Origin of the sequence: Streptomyces sp. NPDC047117, assembly GCF_040643545.1 — a bacterium.
In the GTDB taxonomy this organism is placed as follows: Bacteria; Actinomycetota; Actinomycetes; order Streptomycetales; family Streptomycetaceae; genus Streptomyces.
Genome location: NZ_JBEYUN010000011.1, coordinates 16,906 through 34,207, shown reverse-complemented (window position 1 = coordinate 34,207; position 17,302 = coordinate 16,906). Strand labels below are relative to the sequence as shown.

The window sequence follows — 17,302 nt, the reverse complement described above, 5'->3', positions numbered from 1 at the left end:
TCCGGCAGTGTAGGGAGCGGCCGTCCCGCTTCTCCCACTGGACGGGACTTCGCCGTAGCCACAGCCGGCGGGCGACGTGTGTGATGGCCCGCACGACAGCGGCGGACGCCGCGGAACGCGGCGGAGCGGGAGGGCGTGAGCGTGGTCGAGGTCGAGGCGGACAGCCTCCGAAAGACGGGCAGCCCCCGAGGACGGCAGCCGGATCCGGTGCGGCCCGGCACGGTCGCGCAGCTGGTGGACCGTGCGGCGGACGCGTTCGGCGCGGCCGAGGCACTGGCGGACGGCGAGGTGCGGTGGAGCTTCACGCGGCTGCGGGACGAGGTGCACGCGGCCGCGCGGGCCGCCATGGCCCACGGTGTGGCGCCCGGTGACCGGGTGGCCGTCTGGGCGCCGAACAGCAGGCAGTGGATCGTGGCGGCGCTCGGCGCGGTCGCGGCGGGGGCCGTGCTGGTACCGGTGAACACCCGCTACAAGGCGGCCGAGGCCGCCGACATCATCCGCCGAAGCGGTGCCCAACTCCTCCTCACCGAGCGGGACTTCCTCGGTACGGACTACGTGGCGATGCTGCACGGCTCGGGCGCGGACCTCGGCGCACTGCGGCACACCGTCGTACTGCGCGAAGGCGCCGCACCCACCGGCCCGGAGTACGGCGCGTTGCCCTGGGACGCCTACCTCACCGCGGGCGCGGCGGTACCGGACGCCGAACGGGCCGCGCGCACCGCCGCCGTACGCCCGGACGACCTCTCCGACATCCTCTACACCTCCGGCACGACGGGCCGGCCCAAGGGCGTGATGATCACGCACGGGCAGACCGTCCGGGTCTACGAGACCTGGTCCCGTACCGTGACACTGCGCCCCGGCGACCGCTATCTGCTGGTCAACCCGTTCTTCCACACGATGGGTTACAAGGCGGGGGTGCTCGGTTGCCTCCTGCGGGGCGTGACGATGCTCCCCGAGCCGGTCTTCGACACCGGCCGCGTCCTGCGCCGGATGGCGGCGGAGCGGGTGAGCGTGCTGCTCGGCCCGCCGACCGTCTTCCACAGCCTCGTACGGCACCCCGAGCGCGACCGGTACGACCTGTCGGCGCTTCGGCTGGCCGGTACCGGCGCCGCCATGATCCCCACCACGCTGATCGAGGAGATCCGCCGGGACCTCGGCGCCACGGACGTCTTCACCGCGTACGGGCTCAGCGAGTCGACCGGGGTGGCCGCGATCTGCCCCGCGGACGCCGACGCCGCGACGGTGGCCCGCACCGTCGGCGTCGCACTGCCCGGCACGGAGCTGCGCGTCGTCGCCCCGGACGGGCAGGTGCTGCCGCCCGGCCGGGCCGGCGAGGTGGTCACCCGCGGCTACCACGTCATGGCCGGCTACCTCGACGACCCGGAGGCCACCGCGCGCACCGTCGACGCCGACGGCTGGCTGCACACCGGCGACGTCGGCGTGCTGGACGCGCACGGCTACCTGACCCTCACCGACCGCCTCAAGGACATGTACGTCGTCGGGGGCTTCAACGCCTACCCGGCGGAGGTGGAGAACGTCCTCGGCACCCATCCCGGCATCGCCGAGGTGGCCGTCGTCGGGGCGCCGGACGAGCGGCTGGGCGAGGTCGGCGTCGCCTTCGTCGTGCCCGATCCCGTGCGGCAACCGCCCGCCCCGGAGGCGCTGACGGCCTGGGCCCGCGAGCGCCTCGCCAACTTCAAGGTCCCCCGCCGCTTCCACCTCGTACCGGAACTCCCGCGCAACGCGAGCGGCAAGGTCCTGAAGACCGAACTGCGCCGGGCGGCCCGGGAAGAGCTGCGGGACGAGCCCGGTTCCGGCTGACGCACCGCCGCTCACCTGCGGCATCGGTCCTATACTCGCGCCCGTGACCGAGTCCACCGCACCCTTCGACCCTGCCGGCCTGCCGCCCACCAGCTGGGCGGTACTGGGGCTGCTCTCCTTCGGGGAGGAGCTGTCCGGCTACGACCTGAAGAAGTGGGCCGACGCGAGCCTGCACTTCTTCTACTGGAGCCCGTCGGCCAGCCAGGTCTACGGCGAGCTCAAGCGCCTGGAGAAGCACGGTTACGTCACCTCGCGGACGGTGTCCCAGGACGACGGCGTGCGCGGCAAGCGCATGTACAGCATCACCGCGAGCGGCAAGGAGGCCGCCGCCCGGTGGGTGAGCGAGGCGCCGGTCGAGCCGCCGGTGCTCAAGCACGGGGTGATGCTGCGGCTGTGGCTCGGCCACATGACGGAGCCCGAGCAGCTGCGGGACATCCTCGAACAGCACCGCGCGTACGCCGAGAAGATGACACACCGGGCCCGCGCCACGGCCGAGGGCTCGGCCAAGGAGCCGTCCTGGGCGTACACCGAGCTGGTCCTGCGGTGGTCGGAGAAGTACTACGAAGCGGAGCGGGAGTTCGCCGAGTCGGCGCTGCGCGACCTCGACGAGGTGGCGGCAACGGTACGCGCGGCCGAGGAACCCGCGTCCGGATCGGGCCCGCGCAAGCGCGGCAAGAAGACGGACTGACGCCCACGGACGGGGCGTTGGTCACGTCTCAGCATGGAACGACGCGGGGCGGCACGGCACGGCGCGCCTCCGGAAGCATTGACATTCCGATCAGCACTATTTCTAATCGAAATAGCGCGTCCGGGCGTCACTCCCGGACACCGCTTCCGGCTCGACCACGACGAGGTGAGAGCGCACGTGCCGTTGGATCCCGTGGCCAAGGCAATCATCGACCTGACCGAGGCGCGTTTCCCGCGCCTGGGCACCGAGGTGCTCGACGCTGCCGAGGCGCGCCGCATCCTCGCCGCCCAGCCGGCCCCGCCGACCGAGCCCGTGCCGGTCGCGCGCGTCGAGGACCGGCGGCTGCCCGGCCCGGCCGGCGCCCCCGACGTCCCGGTACGCCTCTACTGGCCACGGCCGGCGGACGACACCCCCCTCCCCGTGGTGGTGTTCTGCCACGGCGGCGGCTTCGTGATCTGCGACCTGGACTCGCACGACCGGATGTGCCGGGAAATGGCCAACGCAACGGGCGCACTCATCATCTCCGTGGACTACCGGCGAGCACCCGAAGACCGCTTCCCGGCAGCGGCCGAGGACGCGTACGCGGTGCTGTGCTGGACCGCCGCGCACGCCGCGGAACTGGGCGGCGACCCCACCCGCATCGCCGTGGCCGGCGACAGCGCCGGCGGCAACCTCGCCGCGGTGCTCCCACTGATGGCCCGCGACCGCGGCGGCCCGATGCCCGTCTTCCAGCTCCTCATCTACCCGATGCTCGACCCCGCGCAGAACACCCCGTCCTACCGCGACAACGCCCACGGCTACTTCGTCACCGCCGACCACCTCCGCTGGTACTGGCAGCAGTACCTGGGCGACCCGGCCGACGCCGCCCACCCCTACGCCTCCCCCCTCGCCGCCCCCGACCTCACCGCCCTCCCCCCGGCCCACATCCTCACCGCCGAATACGACCCCCTGCGCGACGAGGGCGAAACCTACGCACTGCGCCTACGGGAAGCCGGCGTCCCCGTGGACATCCACCGCTACAACGGCGTCTTCCACGGCTTCTTCGGCATGCCAGGCCACCTCACAGCCGCCACGAAGGCAAACAACGCGGCGCACTCAGCACTGCGCGCCGCACTGAAGGGCTGAGAGGCGCCCTCGTAAACCGGCGCAGAGGGTTTCTGACAGATCTCCGTGGCGCAAGGAGGGGCGTCGTGGTGGGTGTTGTTCCGGCAGGTGGCGCCGCCCACGGAGGTCTGAGTTCCGGGGTCAGTTGCCTCGCCTGCCACATCGGTGGCGCTCGCCAAGGTGCGCACAGCCACAAGACAATGGCGCCTCACACCAGACAAGGTTCGCCAGGACGATGGCTCGCGCGGCCCTTCCCTCGCAGCCCCTTCGCACTCCTGCCCGAGAGGGCCACTCTGCACTACCGGGAAATCACTGAGGCCACGGTTCGAGCCCCGGATCTGAGTGGAGAAAGAGCAAGGGTCGATCCGCGCAGACGGCCAGCTCTAGAACCTCCTCGAAAGTGGAGCCCATCTCCCAGATCCACCCGAGACCGGCAGCGACCACCCTCCCACGGGCCTCCACGAAAACGCTCGAATAGCTGACCCATTCACCGATCGGGAAGTATTCTCCGCTCAGGACTTCTTCGATCTCGACAACCCACCTCCGTTGCCCCGTCCCAGCCGCGATGGGGTCGATTGATAGGTTCGTCGTTGGTGAATTTGAGGCCGGATACATTGACCGGCTCAACGACCAGTCCACCACCCAGCGCAGCGAGGATCTCGTTGGCCTGCAAATTGGGGCGATGCCCTTCCTGCCGCAAGGGATCGATCCACGGGCCGGCGGTCACACGACTGATTCGCCGAACAGCCTGATGGTCAGCCGCTGAGCTTCCTCCGGATCGCCGTCCCACACCCTGACTCGACAGCGACCTGCCGGTAGCGTAAAGCGTTCACAGAATGAGTCGCCCACAAGGTCCGCGATCCCAACAAGGCCGTTGGGCGCCTCAATCATTCCGTCAAAGACACTTACTCCCTCACTCTCTCCGTTTTCGAGGTCGACCGAGACATTTACCGACCCGATGTCATCGTGCACAACCGCTAGAACGACACACCCAGGATTGCTCTCTGCGGGGCTCACGATTGGGTCGATCTCGGAGATACCGTGCGGAGACCCTTCCCCCTCGACTCGCACTACACCCCACGGGACTCCCACACTGAAATTCTCAGTGGTTTCCTTGGCGTACCAGTACGTGGCGACGTCGCCCTGGGCTCTCACCACCAGGTTCAGGCCGGAGTAGGCTCCGCCCGCATCCGCTTCCACGACCTGCACCACTCGACGACCACCCCGCTCCTGGGGCGAGGCGTCGACCTCGCCGTGATCAAGGAGGGGCTTCTCGGGCACGCCCACAGAGGCGTGACTCCCAGCGTCCGGCTCCGCCTCCGGCGCCAAGCCATCGACACCGCCCCCTCAGCCCTTAGCAGTTGGCCGCTCACGTTTCCGTCACCGTTACCGTCAAAGGCCTGGAGGCCCCGATGGAATCTCCTCCGTCAGGGCCTCCAGGATTTCGCGCGAGCAGAGTGCTATGCCTGTTCTATTCGACTGATCCATCGCCGGCACACGTCAACGGTGATCGGATCGAACAATTCTGGGCCAGACAACTCGAAGAGGAATTGAGTCAGCGGCTCGACATCCTCTTCATCGATATCAATGCGCTCCAGCATGTGAACCACGCCTGCCCACCGCGGCAAATCCAAGATGTCTACTTCTCCGGAGAGGCACCGCTGAAGTACCTGCCTTGCCGCTTCACGATCCAGGCGAACGGAAGGACCCTCGTGTCGATCGCATCGGTTGGCGGCGTTGATCAGCTCGTCCAGCGGAGATTCCCATCTGATCAGGCTGACCAGCCCCTGACAGGCATCCGAGTCCACTACCCTCATCCTCACTTGAACTTGATATGCACAATGCTGCCATCGGAGAGGAGCATCGTCTTGTAAGCCAACTCCGTGACAGCGGCGGTAAACGTACGACAAACGAAGCATCAACTGCCGAGCAAAGGGCGTAAGTTGAGATGCCAAACACGACGATGTACGCCTCAATGGCAACAAGTCAGCAGCTCTCTTGAGAAGTAGGTAGAAAAACCACATTCCGCCTGTCGTCATTGACATGGCACTTCTCCTCCTGGCTATAGTTCCGCTCGCTCGAACCAAGCAGGCGTTCGAGCTCCCCCCACACTCTGTTCGCGCTGCTCGCTTCCACGGGCGTGCGCCCAGGTCCTACGGGTGCCTGCTCAACAGGTGGAGGGCAGTTTTCTATGCGCCGGAAAATCCGGAACTTGGCGTTACCAGCGTTCTGTGCCGTGCTCGTCGCGGCGTTCCTCACGGTCGACACCGGCCGCAGTCAGGCATCGGCTCGCGACAGCAGCACGGTCTTGGCTGCGTCGACCGCCGCTCGGCCGGCGGCAGCCACTCGCGAAGAGGCCACGTACTCATACGGTTCCCACGTCCGCCAGCGGCTGGACGCCTACTGGAACCCGAGCGGTGAACCGCAGCCGGGCGTCGTGATTCTGCACGGGGGCTACTGGTACGAGGACTCGGGCTGGGCGACCTGGTCCCGAACGTTCGCCGACGCCGGGTACGCCGCCTTCTCCGTGGACTACCGCCTCAACTTCGACGCTCCTTGGCCCGCCCAGCGCGACGACGCCCTTTCCGCCCTCGCCTGGATCAAGTCCAACGCAACCCGCTTCGGCCTCGATCCGAAGCGAATCGTCATCCTGGGGTCGTCCGCCGGCGGACAGATCGGCACGTCGTTGGCGACCTACGGCTCCGGTGCCGACCGGGTGAAGGGCGTCGTGGGTCTCTCCCCCGCTGCCTCCCCGTACCGCGCCTGGAACGACGGCAACCACGACACCAGCACCGCCAATGAACGCAAGGTACGCGACAACGCCGCCGTCCTGACGCGCTGCTACCCGGACCCCTCGGACGTCGCCACATCCATGCATCCGAGTTGCTGGGACACATGGAAGGACACCGTCGTCAAGAACCGCGCCTCTGGCTCCAACGACGCCCCCATGTACCTCCTCCACTCCACCGACGACTTCGTTCCCGTCGCCCACTCCACCGACCTCGAACGCGCCGAGGAGGTCGACCACGACATGCCGTCGAATGGCGTGACCGTCGAGACCATCCCCGGATCCGCCCACGGCGGCGCAATCCTCGACGCTCCCGGCGTCAAGGAGAAGGTGCTGTCCTGGATCGCTGCGCACACGTGATGCCGTGACCGGGGAGGTTCGCCAGATCGGCTCAGATGCGGCTCGCTCAGCATCTGCAGCCATGTCCGCGTCGGAGTACGAGCACGTCCTTGACTGGTTGCAGAGCTGGTACGCCTCTCAGTGCGATGGCGACTGGGAACACGGATGGGGCGTAACGATCGAGACGCTCGACAACCCCGGTTGGACTGTCAAGATCGATCTCGAAAAGACAGCCCTGGCGAACCGGAAGTATCCCGAACAGCGGGTCGCTCGAGGTGAGCAGGACTGGGTGACTGCCTGGACGGCCGAGGGGGCGTTTCACATCGCATGCGGACCCGGCAACCTGACCGAGTCCCTCACCTTGTTCCGGGTCTGGGCTACGGCGGACGCCCAGAATGTGAGGTGATGGGCGAGGCCGTCGCGCTGCGAACGCGGCCGGCCCCTCCATCGGAAGCCCTATCGCTGAGAAATCGGGCGTGTTTGAGCCCGGCGACCATGATGTCGGCGTGGGTGCAAGTGTTCCTGTTCCGCCAGCACGGGCAGGTACAGCCCTGAGTACCAGTCATCACCGCCGTGTCACGCGAGGCCGTCAAGCAGTTTCCTCACGAGGATCGGCTGCCCATATGCGTTCCGCCAGCCCGCTGTACGGAACGCTGCTCCCGGCATGGCGGCGTACCGTCGAATAGCTCATGCTTTTCTGGGCCAGGCGCTCCATCACCGGGCGGCCGAGGACAGAGAACTCCCACTGGGTGATGTCCAGCGGGTCGTATTCCTCGTGCGTGCGCGCCGTCTGTACGGCGAAGACGTATACGTGTGCGTTGTACGTCTCCTCGTCGGCGTAGCCGGTGCGGGGGTTCCAGCGCTTGCTGCGGAGGCCGGTGAATTTGATGGCCGAGAGCCGGCGTTGCTCCCATGCCTGGAGGTAGGCGCTCGTCTTTACCTCGATGCGCAGCCCGTCTTCGGTTTCCACGTCGTGGCTGTGCCACTCCACGCGGGATTGCGAGGATCCCATGGCGCGATGGACGAGGAACTCGGCCAAGTAGCCGCGTGCGTTGTTCATTTTGAAGTCGGGCAGCGCGAAGCGCCAGAAGTCGGCGATTGTCGCGCCGTCCAGCCCCGCGAAGAGCTCATGGCCACGGAGCGGCGGTGACACCGGTGGACTCTTCCAAGTCTCCTCGGGAGAATTGCCTGATGATGCCTCGCACATCCGCGCCCTCACTCCTCACGTTGGAATGGAATGTCTGAACTGTTGGTCGGCCGGCTAGGCCGGCGCCTGTGCCCGTAGGGCCGTCAGTAGTAGGTCCATGGTGTGTTCGACGGCGGGGGTCGCCATTGTGGGGAGGTGGGGGCGTACCGCGTGGAGGTGGGGGAAGTCTTCGGCGGGGAGTTCGGCGTAGGCCTCGCTCCAGGCCTGGGCGTCGCCCGCCCGCTGGTCCTCCGGGAGGCGCAGGACCGCGGCGTCCAGTGCCGCGTGGCCGAGGACGGTGTCGATGAAGGCGTGGTAGTGGCGTACGGCGGTGGCGTCGTCGAAGCCGGCTCGGCGGAGTAGGCCGATGCCCGTTTCCACCGCGCGCTGTTCGTTGGGGCGGCGGGTGACGCGGTAGGTGCTGAGGGTGGCTACGCGCGGGTGGTGCAGCGCCGCGCGGTAGGCGCACCGGCCGAACTCCCGCAGGGCTTCGCCCCAGTCCTCGTGGTCGTCGGACCGGAAGGCGTCGAGGGCCTCGCCGATGAGCCGGTCCCCCAGGGCCAGCAGCAGGTCCTCGGCGCCTCGGTAGTAGCGGTAGACCGCGCTGGGGTCGGCGCCGAGGGCGGTGCCGAGCCTGCGGATGGTGAGCGCCTCGGCGCCGTGTTCGTCGAGGAGTTCACGCGCCTTGTCGAGGATCATCTCCGCCGACAGGACCACGCCGCTCTTGGTGGGGCGCCGTCGCCGGCGTTCGGCGGTGACGCGGTCGGGTGTGACGCGGTCGGGTGGTGCCACGGTCGGTCAGCCCTTCGTCGTCGGAGCCGGGCGGTGCCCGGGTGCGCGGACCAGTCAATCACCTACCTGTGACCTCATTGCGGGCGACTTACGTCAACATCATTGACATACGACTGCCGCGGCTGTTTCATCGGCGCACGCGGTGCTCCACCGCTCCTGGCCCCCGGTCACCGGGCGCCCCTCCTTCCCCCGTCCAAGGAGCGTGTCCCCGTGCCTTCAGCTGTGCCGCCCGCTCCGCCGGGCACTCGTATGCGCCGCTCGCTCGGCGTCAAGGACGGCGTGGCCATCGCCGCCTCCAGTACCGCCGCGACCACCAGCATCGGCATCGGGATGGGCACCCTCGCCGTGTACGCGGGCCGCCAGACGCCCGCCCTGCTGGTCCTGGCGTTCCTGCCGATCCTCGGCATCGCCCTCTCGTACGCCCGCCTCAACCGCTCCGAACCCAACTGCGGCAATGGCTACACGTGGGTCGGCCGCTCCATCGGACCCTGGCCGGGTTTCCTCACCGGCTGGGTCGTCATGGTCGGCAACGTCGTCTTCATGGCGTACACCGGGGCGATCACCGGGTCGGTGATTCTGCAGTTCCTCAATAAGGTGGGCGTGCGCACCGTGTTCGGTGTCGTGCTGGATCCCAACTCCACGGCGACCAGTACCGTCATCGGTCTCGTCGCGCTGGTTGTCGTGACGGTCACTGCTGTCACCGGTGTCCGCTCCGCCACCCGGTTGCAGCTCTGGCTGCTGGTCTTCGAGTACGCCGTGCTGCTGGCCTTCTGTACCTGGGGGCTGGTTGTCGGCGATCAGCCGTTCTCCTTCGCCTGGCTGAACCCGTTCGAGATCGGCTCGGCCACCTCGCTCGCCCAGGGCCTGATCCTCGCCGTCTTCATCTACTGGGGCTGGGACGCGGCGTTCACCGTGAACGAGGAGACGAAGAGCGCCGGGGACGCGGCGCGCGGCGGGCTGATCGCCCTCACCGTCATGCTGGCGCTGTTCGTGTTCGCCGCCGTCTCCTTCCAGCGCGTCATGAGCGACGGCGAACTGGTGCGCAACGGCCCGCAGGCGCTCACCTTCCTCGGCGCGCACCTGGCCCCCGAACCCTGGGCGTCGCTGCCGCTGGCCGCCCTGATGTGCTCCGCCTTCGCCTCCTTGCAGTCCAGCATCATCCCCACCGCGCGCGGCGCGCTCGCCATGGGCCGCGACCGCACCCTCGGCGACGTCTGGACGAAGGTCAGCCCCCGCTTCGGCACGCCCGCCGTGGGTACGGTCCTCATCATGGCCATCGCCGCGGCCGTCGCCGTCCTCGCCCTCGGCATCCCCAAGCTGAACGAAATGATCCTCGCCGCGGTCAACTCGATCGGGCTGGTCGTCTCCCTCTACTACGGCCTGACCGCGCTGGCCTGCGCGCTGCGCTTCCGCGCCGACGTGCGTGCCGGCGGGCGCGCCGCGCTGACCGGCGTGGCGATCCCCGCCGTCAGCGGGCTGACGCTCTTCGGGCTGGGCGGCTATCTCGCCCACCACTACGCGACCATGAGCGACCACTTCGAGGCCCGTCCGGACAACGGCTGGTTCATGCTCCTCGTGCCCGGCCTGATCGTCGCCTCCGGGCTGGTGGTCGCGGCGCGGGCCAAGTGGGGGCGGCGCTCACCGTACTTCCTCACCGGGCGCGGCACGGACTCGGAAGCCATCGATCTGGCCGGAGGCCGCAGCGGGGCGGGGCCGGCCGGAGCCGGACCCGCCGCGGCGCCGACCGAACCCGCCCGCTGACCACCGCCCCCGCCCCGCTCCCCCATACGACTCCGGACCACCCCGCACCCCCCATACGCCTCCGTACGACATCACCGCCCCACCGACCCAGGAGCCCGGTCATGCCCCACTCGCACCCCGCCGACCTCGTCTTCACCGGCGGCCCCGTGCACACCGTGGACCCGGCGCGCAGTCGCGCCACCACCGTCGCCGTACGCGGCGAACGCATCGTCGCCGTCGGCCACGACGAGGTACGCGCGCTCATCGGCCCGCGCACCGAGGTCGTGGACCTGCGCGGGCGGCTGCTCATACCCGGCTTCCAGGACGCGCACGTCCACCCGGTGGGCGGCGGCGTCGAGTTGGGGCAGTGCGACCTGAGCGGCGCGGTCACCGCCGAGGACTACCGGCGCCGCATCCGCGCGTACACCGACGCGCACCCGGACGCCGAGTGGATCACCGGTGGCGGCTGGTCCATGGAGGCGTTCCCCGGCGGCACGCCCACCCGCCAGTTCCTCGACGCGCTGGTGCCCGACCGCCCCGTCTACCTGGTCAACCGCGACCACCACGGCGGCTGGGCCAACACCCGCGCGCTGGAACGCGCCGGGCTCGACGCCCGGACGCCCGACCCGGCGGACGGGCGCCTGGAGCGGGAGGACGACGGTCACCCCACCGGGATGCTTCAGGAAGGCGCCATGACCCTGGTTGCCGCCGTGGTGCCGGAACCGAGCCTCGACACGCTCACCGAAGGGCTGCTGCGGGCGCAGGCGCTGCTCCACTCGTACGGCATCACGGCCTGGCAGGACGCGCTGCTCGGCAACCACGCCGGGATGGCCGACCCGGCCCCCGCCTACGCGGCCGCCGTCGGCGCCGGCCGGCTGACCGCCCGGGTCACCGGCTCGCTGTGGTGGGACCGGGCCCGCGGCACCGAGCAGCTGCCCGAACTCCTGTCAAAGCGCGAGGAGTTGACGGCCGGGCGGCTGCGCGCGACGACCGTGAAGATCATGCAGGACGGCATCGCCGAGAACCACACGGCCGCCCTCCTGCACCCCTACCTGACCGCCTGCGGCTGCGCCTCCGACAACAGCGGCATCTCCTTCATCGAGCCCGGGGCGCTGCGCCGGTACGTCACGGAGCTGGACGCGCACGGCTTCCAGGTGCACTTCCACGCGCTGGGCGACCGGGCCGTACGGGAATCCCTCGACGCCGTCGCGGCGGCCCGCGAGGCCAACGGCTGGACGGACAACCGGCCGCACCTCGCGCACCTGCAGATCGTCCACCCCGACGACGTGCCGCGCTTCCGCCGGCTCGGCGCCACCGCCAACATCCAGGCGCTCTGGGCCGCCCACGAACCGCAGATGGACGACCTGACCATCCCGTTCCTGGGCGCGGAGCGGGCCGCCCTGCAGTACCCCTTCGGCGACCTGCACCGCTCCGGCGCGACGCTCGCCGCCGGCAGCGACTGGCCGGTCAGCAGCCCCGACCCGATGGCGGCGCTGCACACCGCCGTCCACCGCCGCCAGCCGGGCGCCGGCCCCGAGGCACCGGCGTTCCTCCCCGAGCAGCGCCTCGACCTCGGGGCCGCGCTCGCCGCGTACACCGCCGGCAGCGCCTACGTGAACCACCTCGACGACACCGGCACGATCCGCGCCGGCAACCTCGCCGACCTCGCCGTCCTCGACCGCGATCCCTTCGAGGGTCCGGCGGACATCGCGACGACCCGGGTCCTTCAGACGTACGTCGGCGGCGTCCGCGTGCACACGGCCGACGACGCCTGAGGTCCACGCGTCCCGGAGACGTCAGGGCCGCCCGGCGGGCGGCACCTCCTCGCCGGGCGGTACCGGTCCCGGCGGGGTGCCGTCGCCGAAGGGGCGGCCGCCCAGCTGCTCGCGGTGGTGCGGGGTGAGCCAGCCGGCGAGGTCGGGGCCGCGGGGCACGACCTGCGTCGGGTTGATCCCCGTGTGCACCTGGTAGTAGTGGCGCTTGATGTGGTCGAAGTCGACGGTGTCGCCGAACCCGGGCGTCTGGTAGAGGTCGCGCACGTACGCCCAGAGCACCGGGTCCTCGGCCAGCTTGTAGCGGTTGCACTTGAAGTGGCCGTGGTAGACGGGGTCGAACCGCACCAGCGTGGTGAAGAGCCGGATGTCCGCCTCGGTGAGGGTGTCCCCGACCAGGTAACGGCGGTCGGCGAGCCGCTGCGACAGCCACTCCAGGCGGCGGAAGACGTCCTCGTACGCCGCCTCGTACTCGCGCTGCCCGGTCGCGAAGCCGGCCCGGTACACGCCGTTGTTGACGTCCCGGTAGACGCCGTCCATGACCTCGTCGATCTCGGCGCGCAGCGGCTCCGGGTAGAGGTCGGGCGCGCCGGGGCGGTGCAGCGCGGTCCACTCGGTCGCGAGATCGAGGGTGATCTGCTGGAAGTCGTTGGTGACCAGCTTGCCGCTGGGCACGTCCACGATCGCGGGCACGCTGACGCCGCCGGGGTAGCCGGTCTCGCGCGCGTCGTACGCCTCGCTGAGGTAGCGGATGCCCAGTACGGGGTCGCGGCCGTCCGGATCCAGGGTGAAGCGCCAGCTGCGGTCGTCCTGGATCGGGTCGGTGATCGCCAGCGACAGCGCGTCCTCCAGCCCCAGCAGCCGGCGTGAGACCAGGGCGCGGCTGGCCCAGGGGCAGGCGCGGCTGACCACCAGGCGGTAGCGGCCGGGCTCGACGGGCCAGCCGTCCCGGCCGTCGGCGGTGATGCGGTCGGCGAAGTGGCTCCGGGACCGCTTGAAGGACTTCCTGCCGTACTCGGTGTTGCCGTCGGATGCGCTCCCTGGTGCTTCGTCGTCCTGGTGTGTGCTGGCGTCGGCGGAACGGTGCGCGGTCATCGCGGTCCGTCTCCTTCCCGTGTGCGGGTGGCCGGTCTCTGGGGGGAGGGTTCCCGCCATGATCCGATCCTCACCGCACATCGGCCCGTGTGGCGCGACCGGCCGCTCCGGGCGCGCCGTGGGGCACCGGGGGCTCAGGCGGCGGGGGTGCCGATGACGACGGTCGCGTACTGCTCCGCCGACGTGACCACCTGCGGCGTCAGGCCGCTGCGGCGGAACACCCCGGCCGCCGACGCCGCCTGGCGTGCGCTCGTCTCGACGAGGAGGTGGCCGCCCGGGGCCAGCCAGCGCGGCGCCCCGGCCGTCACCCGGCGCAGGATGTCCAGCCCGTCGGCGCCGCCGTCCAGGGCGACCAGCGGCTCGTGTTCCCGGGCCTCCGGCGGCAGCAGCCCGACCTCGTCCGTGGGGACGTACGGAACGTTGGCGACGAGGACGTCGATCCGGCCGCGCACGGTGTCCGGCAGCGCCTCGTACAGATCGCCCCGGCTCACCGTGCCCACGGTGCCGGGGATGTTGCGGCGGGCGCAGCGGACCGCTGCCGGGTCGATGTCGGCCGCGTACAGCTCCACGCCGGGGGCCGGGACCGCGGCGGCCAGCGCGGCACCCACCGCGCCGGAGCCGCAGCACAGGTCGACCACGACCGCGCGGGCGCCGGGCGGGGCTGCGGTGGCGAGCGCGACGGCCCGTCCGGCGAGGAACTCGGTACGTCTGCGGGGCACGAAGACGCCGGGGGCCACGGCCACTCGCAGGCCGCAGAACTCCGCCCAGCCCAGCACCTGTTCGAGCGGCAGGCCGGCGGCGCGCCGCTCCACCATGGCGTCGAGGTCGGCGGGGGTGGCGGCGGTGGCGAGCAGCAGGTCCGCCTCGTCCTCGGCGAAGACCGAGCCGGTTTCGCGGAGGCGGCTGACGGCGGCGGAACGGAGGGAGCGCATACGGGGAGAAACGAGAAGCGACACGGGAAGCCTTTCGGGTGCCTGGCGGATGCCGGGCGGGCTCCCTCCTCCGGTCGCTACGGCAGGGGTGCCGCGGGGACCGTGCGGACGCGAGCAGGGAGGACCCGTCCTGTTGCAGCGGTAATGGGTCTCACCTCCTCGGTCCTGGGCCGGCATGATCACCGGCGACGGCCAGATTACCCGATGCCGGCCCGCCCGCACGACGAATTCCGGCCGTCGCCGGGGGATCTGACGGGCAGGCGGGGCGGGGGGCCGGCGGGCCGCGCGGCCACCTGGCTACGGGGTCTGGGTGGCGTGGTGGTGCGGCGGCCCGCCGGTTCGGTCTCCGGTGTCGCCGACACTGTGAGACACGGTGTCACCACTGCCCAGGTATCCATGTCGGCATACCAAGGGACACGAACGCGGACACGCCGATGAACGGGTGAATAAGACAGGACAGTACGCGCATGGGGATGTACTGGGGCCTTCCTCCCTTCCTTATGTTGTCCATAGGAGAGAAATGCGCATCCGTGCCACCCTGGCCGCCCTGACCTTCGCGACCGCCGGCCTCGCCGCCAGTGCGGGCAGTGCCGTCGCCCTCGGTCACGACGACGGGGCCACCAACGCGAGCGGCAACGGCGCCTCGACGTCGTACGGCAACTCGGCCACCGGCGGTAACCTCAGCCCGCAGGCGGGCCTGGTGCAGAACTCGCTGAACGACCTGTGCGTCGGCCTTCCGGCGAAGGCCAACGTCGGCGCGCTGATCGGCCTCGTGCCGATCGCCGTGCAGGACGTCAACGTCCTGTCGAACCCGCAGAACCAGCAGTGCACCAAGAACTCCACGCAGAACAAGGGCGACGAGCCGCTGTCGCACATCGTGGACGACCTGCCGATCCTGTCCGGGAACGGCCAGGGCAACGGCTGAGCCGTATCCGCAGCACTCCGCGGGGCACCACCGTCACGGCGACGGGGGTGCCCCGCGGGGCGTTCCGGTCCGGACGGCCCACGGGGTACCCCGGGCGGACATGCGGGGGCGCCGGCCGAGGACGAAAATGGGAGGGCCGGGACCTGCGGCGCGTCCGGCGTCGCGCCGGCCGTCCGGCATGGGAGGTATCTCCATGACCACTGCCGGAGACATCATGCATCCCGGCGCCCAGTGGATCCCCGAGGACGTGACCCTGGACCGCGCGGCGCAGCTGATGCGGGAGCTCGACGTGGGCGCCCTGCCGATCAGCGACGCGGACGAGCGGCTGTGCGGCATCCTCACCGACCGCGACATCGTGGTCGGCTGCGTCGCCATGGGCCACGATCCGACCCGCGTCACCGCGGGCGAGATGGCGCAGGGCACGCCCCGCTGGATCGACGCGACCGCCGACGTCACCGAGGTGCTGGACGAGATGCAGGGCCACCGGATCCGCCGGCTCCCGGTGATCGAGAACAAGCGGCTGGTCGGCATGATCAGCGAGGCCGATCTGGCCGGTCACCTCACCGATGACCAGATGGCCGACTGGACCCAGAGCATCACGGCACAGCGCTGACCCGTCCCCTCCCCCTGCACCGTCTCCCGCCCGCCGTGGACCCGTACCGCGGGTCCACGGCCCTGCCGCGCCGTACGGCTGCCCAGGGGCCCGGGGTCTTGCCGGTACACGGGACACGACCGGGTCCGATGGGCGTACGGTGGTCACCGGCGCGACGAAGGTCGCGCGAGGAGGTCGGCCGTGGAAGCGACGTTGAAGACGGTGATCGGCGGCGAGGTCGTGGAGCTGCCCGGCACCATTGCCGGTATCCGGGCCGTTCTCGACGAGGAGCAGGCACGCGCGTTCGACCAGGAGATCCCGCATGTCCCGGCCGCCGAGCTGCCCGCCCGGCTGGCCCGCTGGGCCCTGGGCGGCACCGGCGCCGAGCTGGAGGACCAGGAGCTCTTCGAGCGCCTGGAGCGGGGCGAGGACATCGGTGCCGTACCGGCCGACGACAGCCGGCCGGAGGTGGCGTGAGCCGTCGCCGCCTGCAGTACGCGCCGCCGGCCGACCAGGCCCGCGATGCCATGGACACCTCCTTACGGACCCGCTTCGACGCGGGAATGCGCCGGCTCGCCGACGATCCCTACGGACACGGCTCCGCGTCGATCGACAAGGAGCGGGAGCGGCGGGAGGCGACCGTCGCCGGCGTCGTGATCCGCTACTACGTGAGCGAGAGCGTGCTGACGGTCACGGTCGTACGCATCGTCTACTTCTGAGCGTCTGCTTCTGCGACTACTTCTGAGCGTCTGCTTCTGGGCGACGCCCCGCGCCTCGGGCCGTCCGGGCTCAGCCCGGGTACGCGCACGCCCCCGTGGCCCCGCTCTCCAGCAGCCGTTCCACCTCGTCACGGGCCGCGTCGAGGACACGGACGACGGCCTGCGCGGCATCGGTGGGGCGACCCTCGGCGACCGCGTCGGCGACCTCCTGGTGGCAGCGCACGGCGGCCGGGTCCGGGGCGGTCGGCATCAGCGCGAGCTCCCGCCGAGACACCAGCAACTCCTCGGTCACCTCGGCCAGTTGGGCGAACATGCCGTTTCCGGAGGCGGTGAGCAGGGCGCGGTGGAAGGCCGCGTCGGCGGCGACGAAGGCCGCGCGGTCGCCGGTCCGGGCGGCGACCGCCATGGCGCGGGCGTGCCCGGTCAGCGCGGCGCGGGCGCCGGGTGGCGCGCCGGAGGCGGCGAGGGCGGCGGCGGACGGCTCGACGGCGGCCCGCAGTTCGGCCAGTTCGCGCAGCTGGGCCTCGCGCCGGGGCGAGGCCAGCCGCCAGCGGATGATCTGCGGATCGTAGAGGTTCCACTCGGCGAGCGGGCGTACGGTGATGCCGACGCGGGGGCGGCTGGTGACCACCCGCTTGGACTCCAGGACGCGGACCGCTTCGCGCGCCACCGTGCGCGAGACGCCGTACCGCTCCTGTACGTCCTCCAGGCGCAGGACCTCGCCCGCGCGGATCTCGTCCGCGGCGAGCGACCGGCCGATGCGGTCGACCACCTGCCCGTGCAGGCCCTGAAGTTCCACGCCGTTCCCC

Annotated in this window: 18 protein-coding genes and 1 pseudogene; 13 read left to right on the top strand and 6 right to left on the bottom strand. The window is 70.6% G+C overall.

The window, feature by feature from the left end; translation table 11 throughout:
- Positions 1–207 precede the first annotated feature (207 nt).
- The 5 genes and pseudogenes from ABZ840_RS21910 to ABZ840_RS21890 form a co-directional block, all read left to right on the top strand.
- On the top strand, positions 208–1,821 hold the full coding sequence (locus ABZ840_RS21910) for a FadD3 family acyl-CoA ligase (protein ID WP_361561971.1): 1,614 nt from the start codon (positions 208–210) through the stop codon (positions 1,819–1,821).
- Between the two features lie 43 nt (positions 1,822–1,864).
- Entirely contained in the window at positions 1,865–2,509 is a 645-nt protein-coding gene (locus ABZ840_RS21905; protein WP_361561754.1) for a PadR family transcriptional regulator, read from the top strand.
- A gap of 177 nt (positions 2,510–2,686) precedes the next feature.
- Positions 2,687–3,634, top strand: coding sequence for an alpha/beta hydrolase (locus tag ABZ840_RS21900; RefSeq protein ID WP_361561753.1), 948 nt, complete (start codon positions 2,687–2,689; stop codon positions 3,632–3,634).
- 544 nt (positions 3,635–4,178) lie between these two features.
- Positions 4,179–4,379: a hypothetical protein gene (locus ABZ840_RS21895; RefSeq protein WP_361561752.1), complete on the top strand. Its 201-nt coding sequence runs from the start codon at positions 4,179–4,181 to the stop codon at positions 4,377–4,379.
- 419 nt (positions 4,380–4,798) lie between these two features.
- A pseudogene (locus tag ABZ840_RS21890) lies at positions 4,799–4,972 on the top strand (site-specific integrase); the annotation flags it as partial.
- 101 nt (positions 4,973–5,073) lie between these two features.
- On the opposite strand, the gene ABZ840_RS21885 reads toward ABZ840_RS21890, so the two are convergent.
- A complete protein-coding gene (locus tag ABZ840_RS21885) occupies positions 5,074–5,421 on the bottom strand; it encodes a hypothetical protein (RefSeq protein ID WP_361561979.1) in 348 nt (115 codons plus the stop codon).
- A 383-nt stretch (positions 5,422–5,804) separates the two neighbouring features.
- Here ABZ840_RS21885 and ABZ840_RS21880 point away from each other — a divergent pair, with 383 nt between their 5' ends.
- Together ABZ840_RS21880 and ABZ840_RS21875 are read left to right on the top strand one after the other, a co-directional pair.
- The gene (locus ABZ840_RS21880) at positions 5,805–6,761 is read left to right on the top strand and encodes an alpha/beta hydrolase (protein ID WP_361561751.1); all 957 of its coding nucleotides are present in this window, start codon (positions 5,805–5,807) and stop codon (positions 6,759–6,761) included.
- Positions 6,762–6,822: 61 nt separating this feature from the next.
- Positions 6,823–7,146 (top strand): immunity 53 family protein, encoded by a 324-nt coding sequence (locus tag ABZ840_RS21875; RefSeq protein WP_361561750.1) that lies wholly within the window; start codon positions 6,823–6,825, stop codon positions 7,144–7,146.
- A gap of 183 nt (positions 7,147–7,329) precedes the next feature.
- Here the strand turns inward: ABZ840_RS21875 and ABZ840_RS21870 are convergent, their stop codons facing one another.
- Positions 7,330–7,893: a hypothetical protein gene (locus ABZ840_RS21870; RefSeq protein ID WP_361561749.1), complete on the bottom strand. Its 564-nt coding sequence runs from the start codon at positions 7,891–7,893 to the stop codon at positions 7,330–7,332.
- 108 nt (positions 7,894–8,001) lie between these two features.
- On the bottom strand, positions 8,002–8,718 hold the full coding sequence (locus ABZ840_RS21865) for a TetR/AcrR family transcriptional regulator (protein WP_361561748.1): 717 nt from the start codon (positions 8,716–8,718) through the stop codon (positions 8,002–8,004).
- Positions 8,719–8,967: 249 nt separating this feature from the next.
- Here ABZ840_RS21865 and ABZ840_RS21860 point away from each other — a divergent pair, with 249 nt between their 5' ends.
- A complete protein-coding gene (locus ABZ840_RS21860; protein ID WP_361561970.1) occupies positions 8,968–10,479 on the top strand; it encodes an APC family permease in 1,512 nt (503 codons plus the stop codon).
- 101 nt (positions 10,480–10,580) lie between these two features.
- Entirely contained in the window at positions 10,581–12,233 is a 1,653-nt protein-coding gene (locus ABZ840_RS21855; RefSeq protein WP_361561747.1) for an amidohydrolase, read from the top strand.
- A gap of 21 nt (positions 12,234–12,254) precedes the next feature.
- On the opposite strand, the gene ABZ840_RS21850 is transcribed toward ABZ840_RS21855, so the two are convergent.
- Together ABZ840_RS21850 and ABZ840_RS21845 are read right to left on the bottom strand one after the other, a co-directional pair.
- On the bottom strand, positions 12,255–13,325 hold the full coding sequence (locus ABZ840_RS21850; RefSeq protein ID WP_361561746.1) for a glutathione S-transferase C-terminal domain-containing protein: 1,071 nt from the start codon (positions 13,323–13,325) through the stop codon (positions 12,255–12,257).
- A gap of 134 nt (positions 13,326–13,459) precedes the next feature.
- Complete coding sequence (locus ABZ840_RS21845; protein ID WP_361561745.1) at positions 13,460–14,257, bottom strand: putative protein N(5)-glutamine methyltransferase; 798 nt, start codon at positions 14,255–14,257, stop codon at positions 13,460–13,462.
- A 520-nt stretch (positions 14,258–14,777) separates the two neighbouring features.
- Between ABZ840_RS21845 and ABZ840_RS21840 the strand changes: the two genes are divergently transcribed.
- The 4 genes from ABZ840_RS21840 to ABZ840_RS21825 all read left to right on the top strand — a co-directional run bounded on the left by ABZ840_RS21840 (position 14,778) and on the right by ABZ840_RS21825 (position 16,493).
- A complete protein-coding gene (locus ABZ840_RS21840; RefSeq protein ID WP_361561744.1) occupies positions 14,778–15,182 on the top strand; it encodes a rodlin in 405 nt (134 codons plus the stop codon).
- Between the two features lie 193 nt (positions 15,183–15,375).
- Positions 15,376–15,795, top strand: coding sequence for a CBS domain-containing protein (locus ABZ840_RS21835; RefSeq protein WP_361561743.1), 420 nt, complete (start codon positions 15,376–15,378; stop codon positions 15,793–15,795).
- Between the two features lie 180 nt (positions 15,796–15,975).
- Entirely contained in the window at positions 15,976–16,251 is a 276-nt protein-coding gene (locus ABZ840_RS21830) for a hypothetical protein (RefSeq protein WP_361561742.1), read from the top strand.
- Positions 16,252–16,301: 50 nt separating this feature from the next.
- On the top strand, positions 16,302–16,493 hold the full coding sequence (locus tag ABZ840_RS21825) for a hypothetical protein (RefSeq protein WP_361561969.1): 192 nt from the start codon (positions 16,302–16,304) through the stop codon (positions 16,491–16,493).
- Between the two features lie 70 nt (positions 16,494–16,563).
- On the opposite strand, the gene ABZ840_RS21820 is transcribed toward ABZ840_RS21825, so the two are convergent.
- A complete protein-coding gene (locus ABZ840_RS21820) occupies positions 16,564–17,292 on the bottom strand; it encodes an FCD domain-containing protein (protein WP_361561741.1) in 729 nt (242 codons plus the stop codon).
- Between the last annotated feature and the right edge of the window lie 10 nt (positions 17,293–17,302).

What these genes read in the sequence shown, in the direction of transcription:
- ABZ840_RS21895 (WP_361561752.1), top strand. Translation starts at nt 4,179, where the DNA reads ATGGGGTCGATTGATAGGTTCGTCGTTGGTGAATTTGAGGCCGGATAC.
- ABZ840_RS21880 (WP_361561751.1), top strand. Translation starts at nt 5,805, where the DNA reads ATGCGCCGGAAAATCCGGAACTTGGCGTTACCAGCGTTCTGTGCCGTG.
- ABZ840_RS21875 (WP_361561750.1), top strand. Translation starts at nt 6,823, where the DNA reads ATGTCCGCGTCGGAGTACGAGCACGTCCTTGACTGGTTGCAGAGCTGG.
- ABZ840_RS21860 (WP_361561970.1), top strand. Translation starts at nt 8,968, where the DNA reads ATGCGCCGCTCGCTCGGCGTCAAGGACGGCGTGGCCATCGCCGCCTCC.
- ABZ840_RS21855 (WP_361561747.1), top strand. Translation starts at nt 10,581, where the DNA reads ATGCCCCACTCGCACCCCGCCGACCTCGTCTTCACCGGCGGCCCCGTG.
- ABZ840_RS21850 (WP_361561746.1), bottom strand. Translation starts at nt 13,325, where the DNA reads ATGACCGCGCACCGTTCCGCCGACGCCAGCACACACCAGGACGACGAA.
- ABZ840_RS21845 (WP_361561745.1), bottom strand. Translation starts at nt 14,257, where the DNA reads ATGCGCTCCCTCCGTTCCGCCGCCGTCAGCCGCCTCCGCGAAACCGGC.
- ABZ840_RS21840 (WP_361561744.1), top strand. Translation starts at nt 14,778, where the DNA reads ATGCGCATCCGTGCCACCCTGGCCGCCCTGACCTTCGCGACCGCCGGC.
- ABZ840_RS21835 (WP_361561743.1), top strand. Translation starts at nt 15,376, where the DNA reads ATGACCACTGCCGGAGACATCATGCATCCCGGCGCCCAGTGGATCCCC.
- ABZ840_RS21825 (WP_361561969.1), top strand. Translation starts at nt 16,302, where the DNA reads ATGGACACCTCCTTACGGACCCGCTTCGACGCGGGAATGCGCCGGCTC.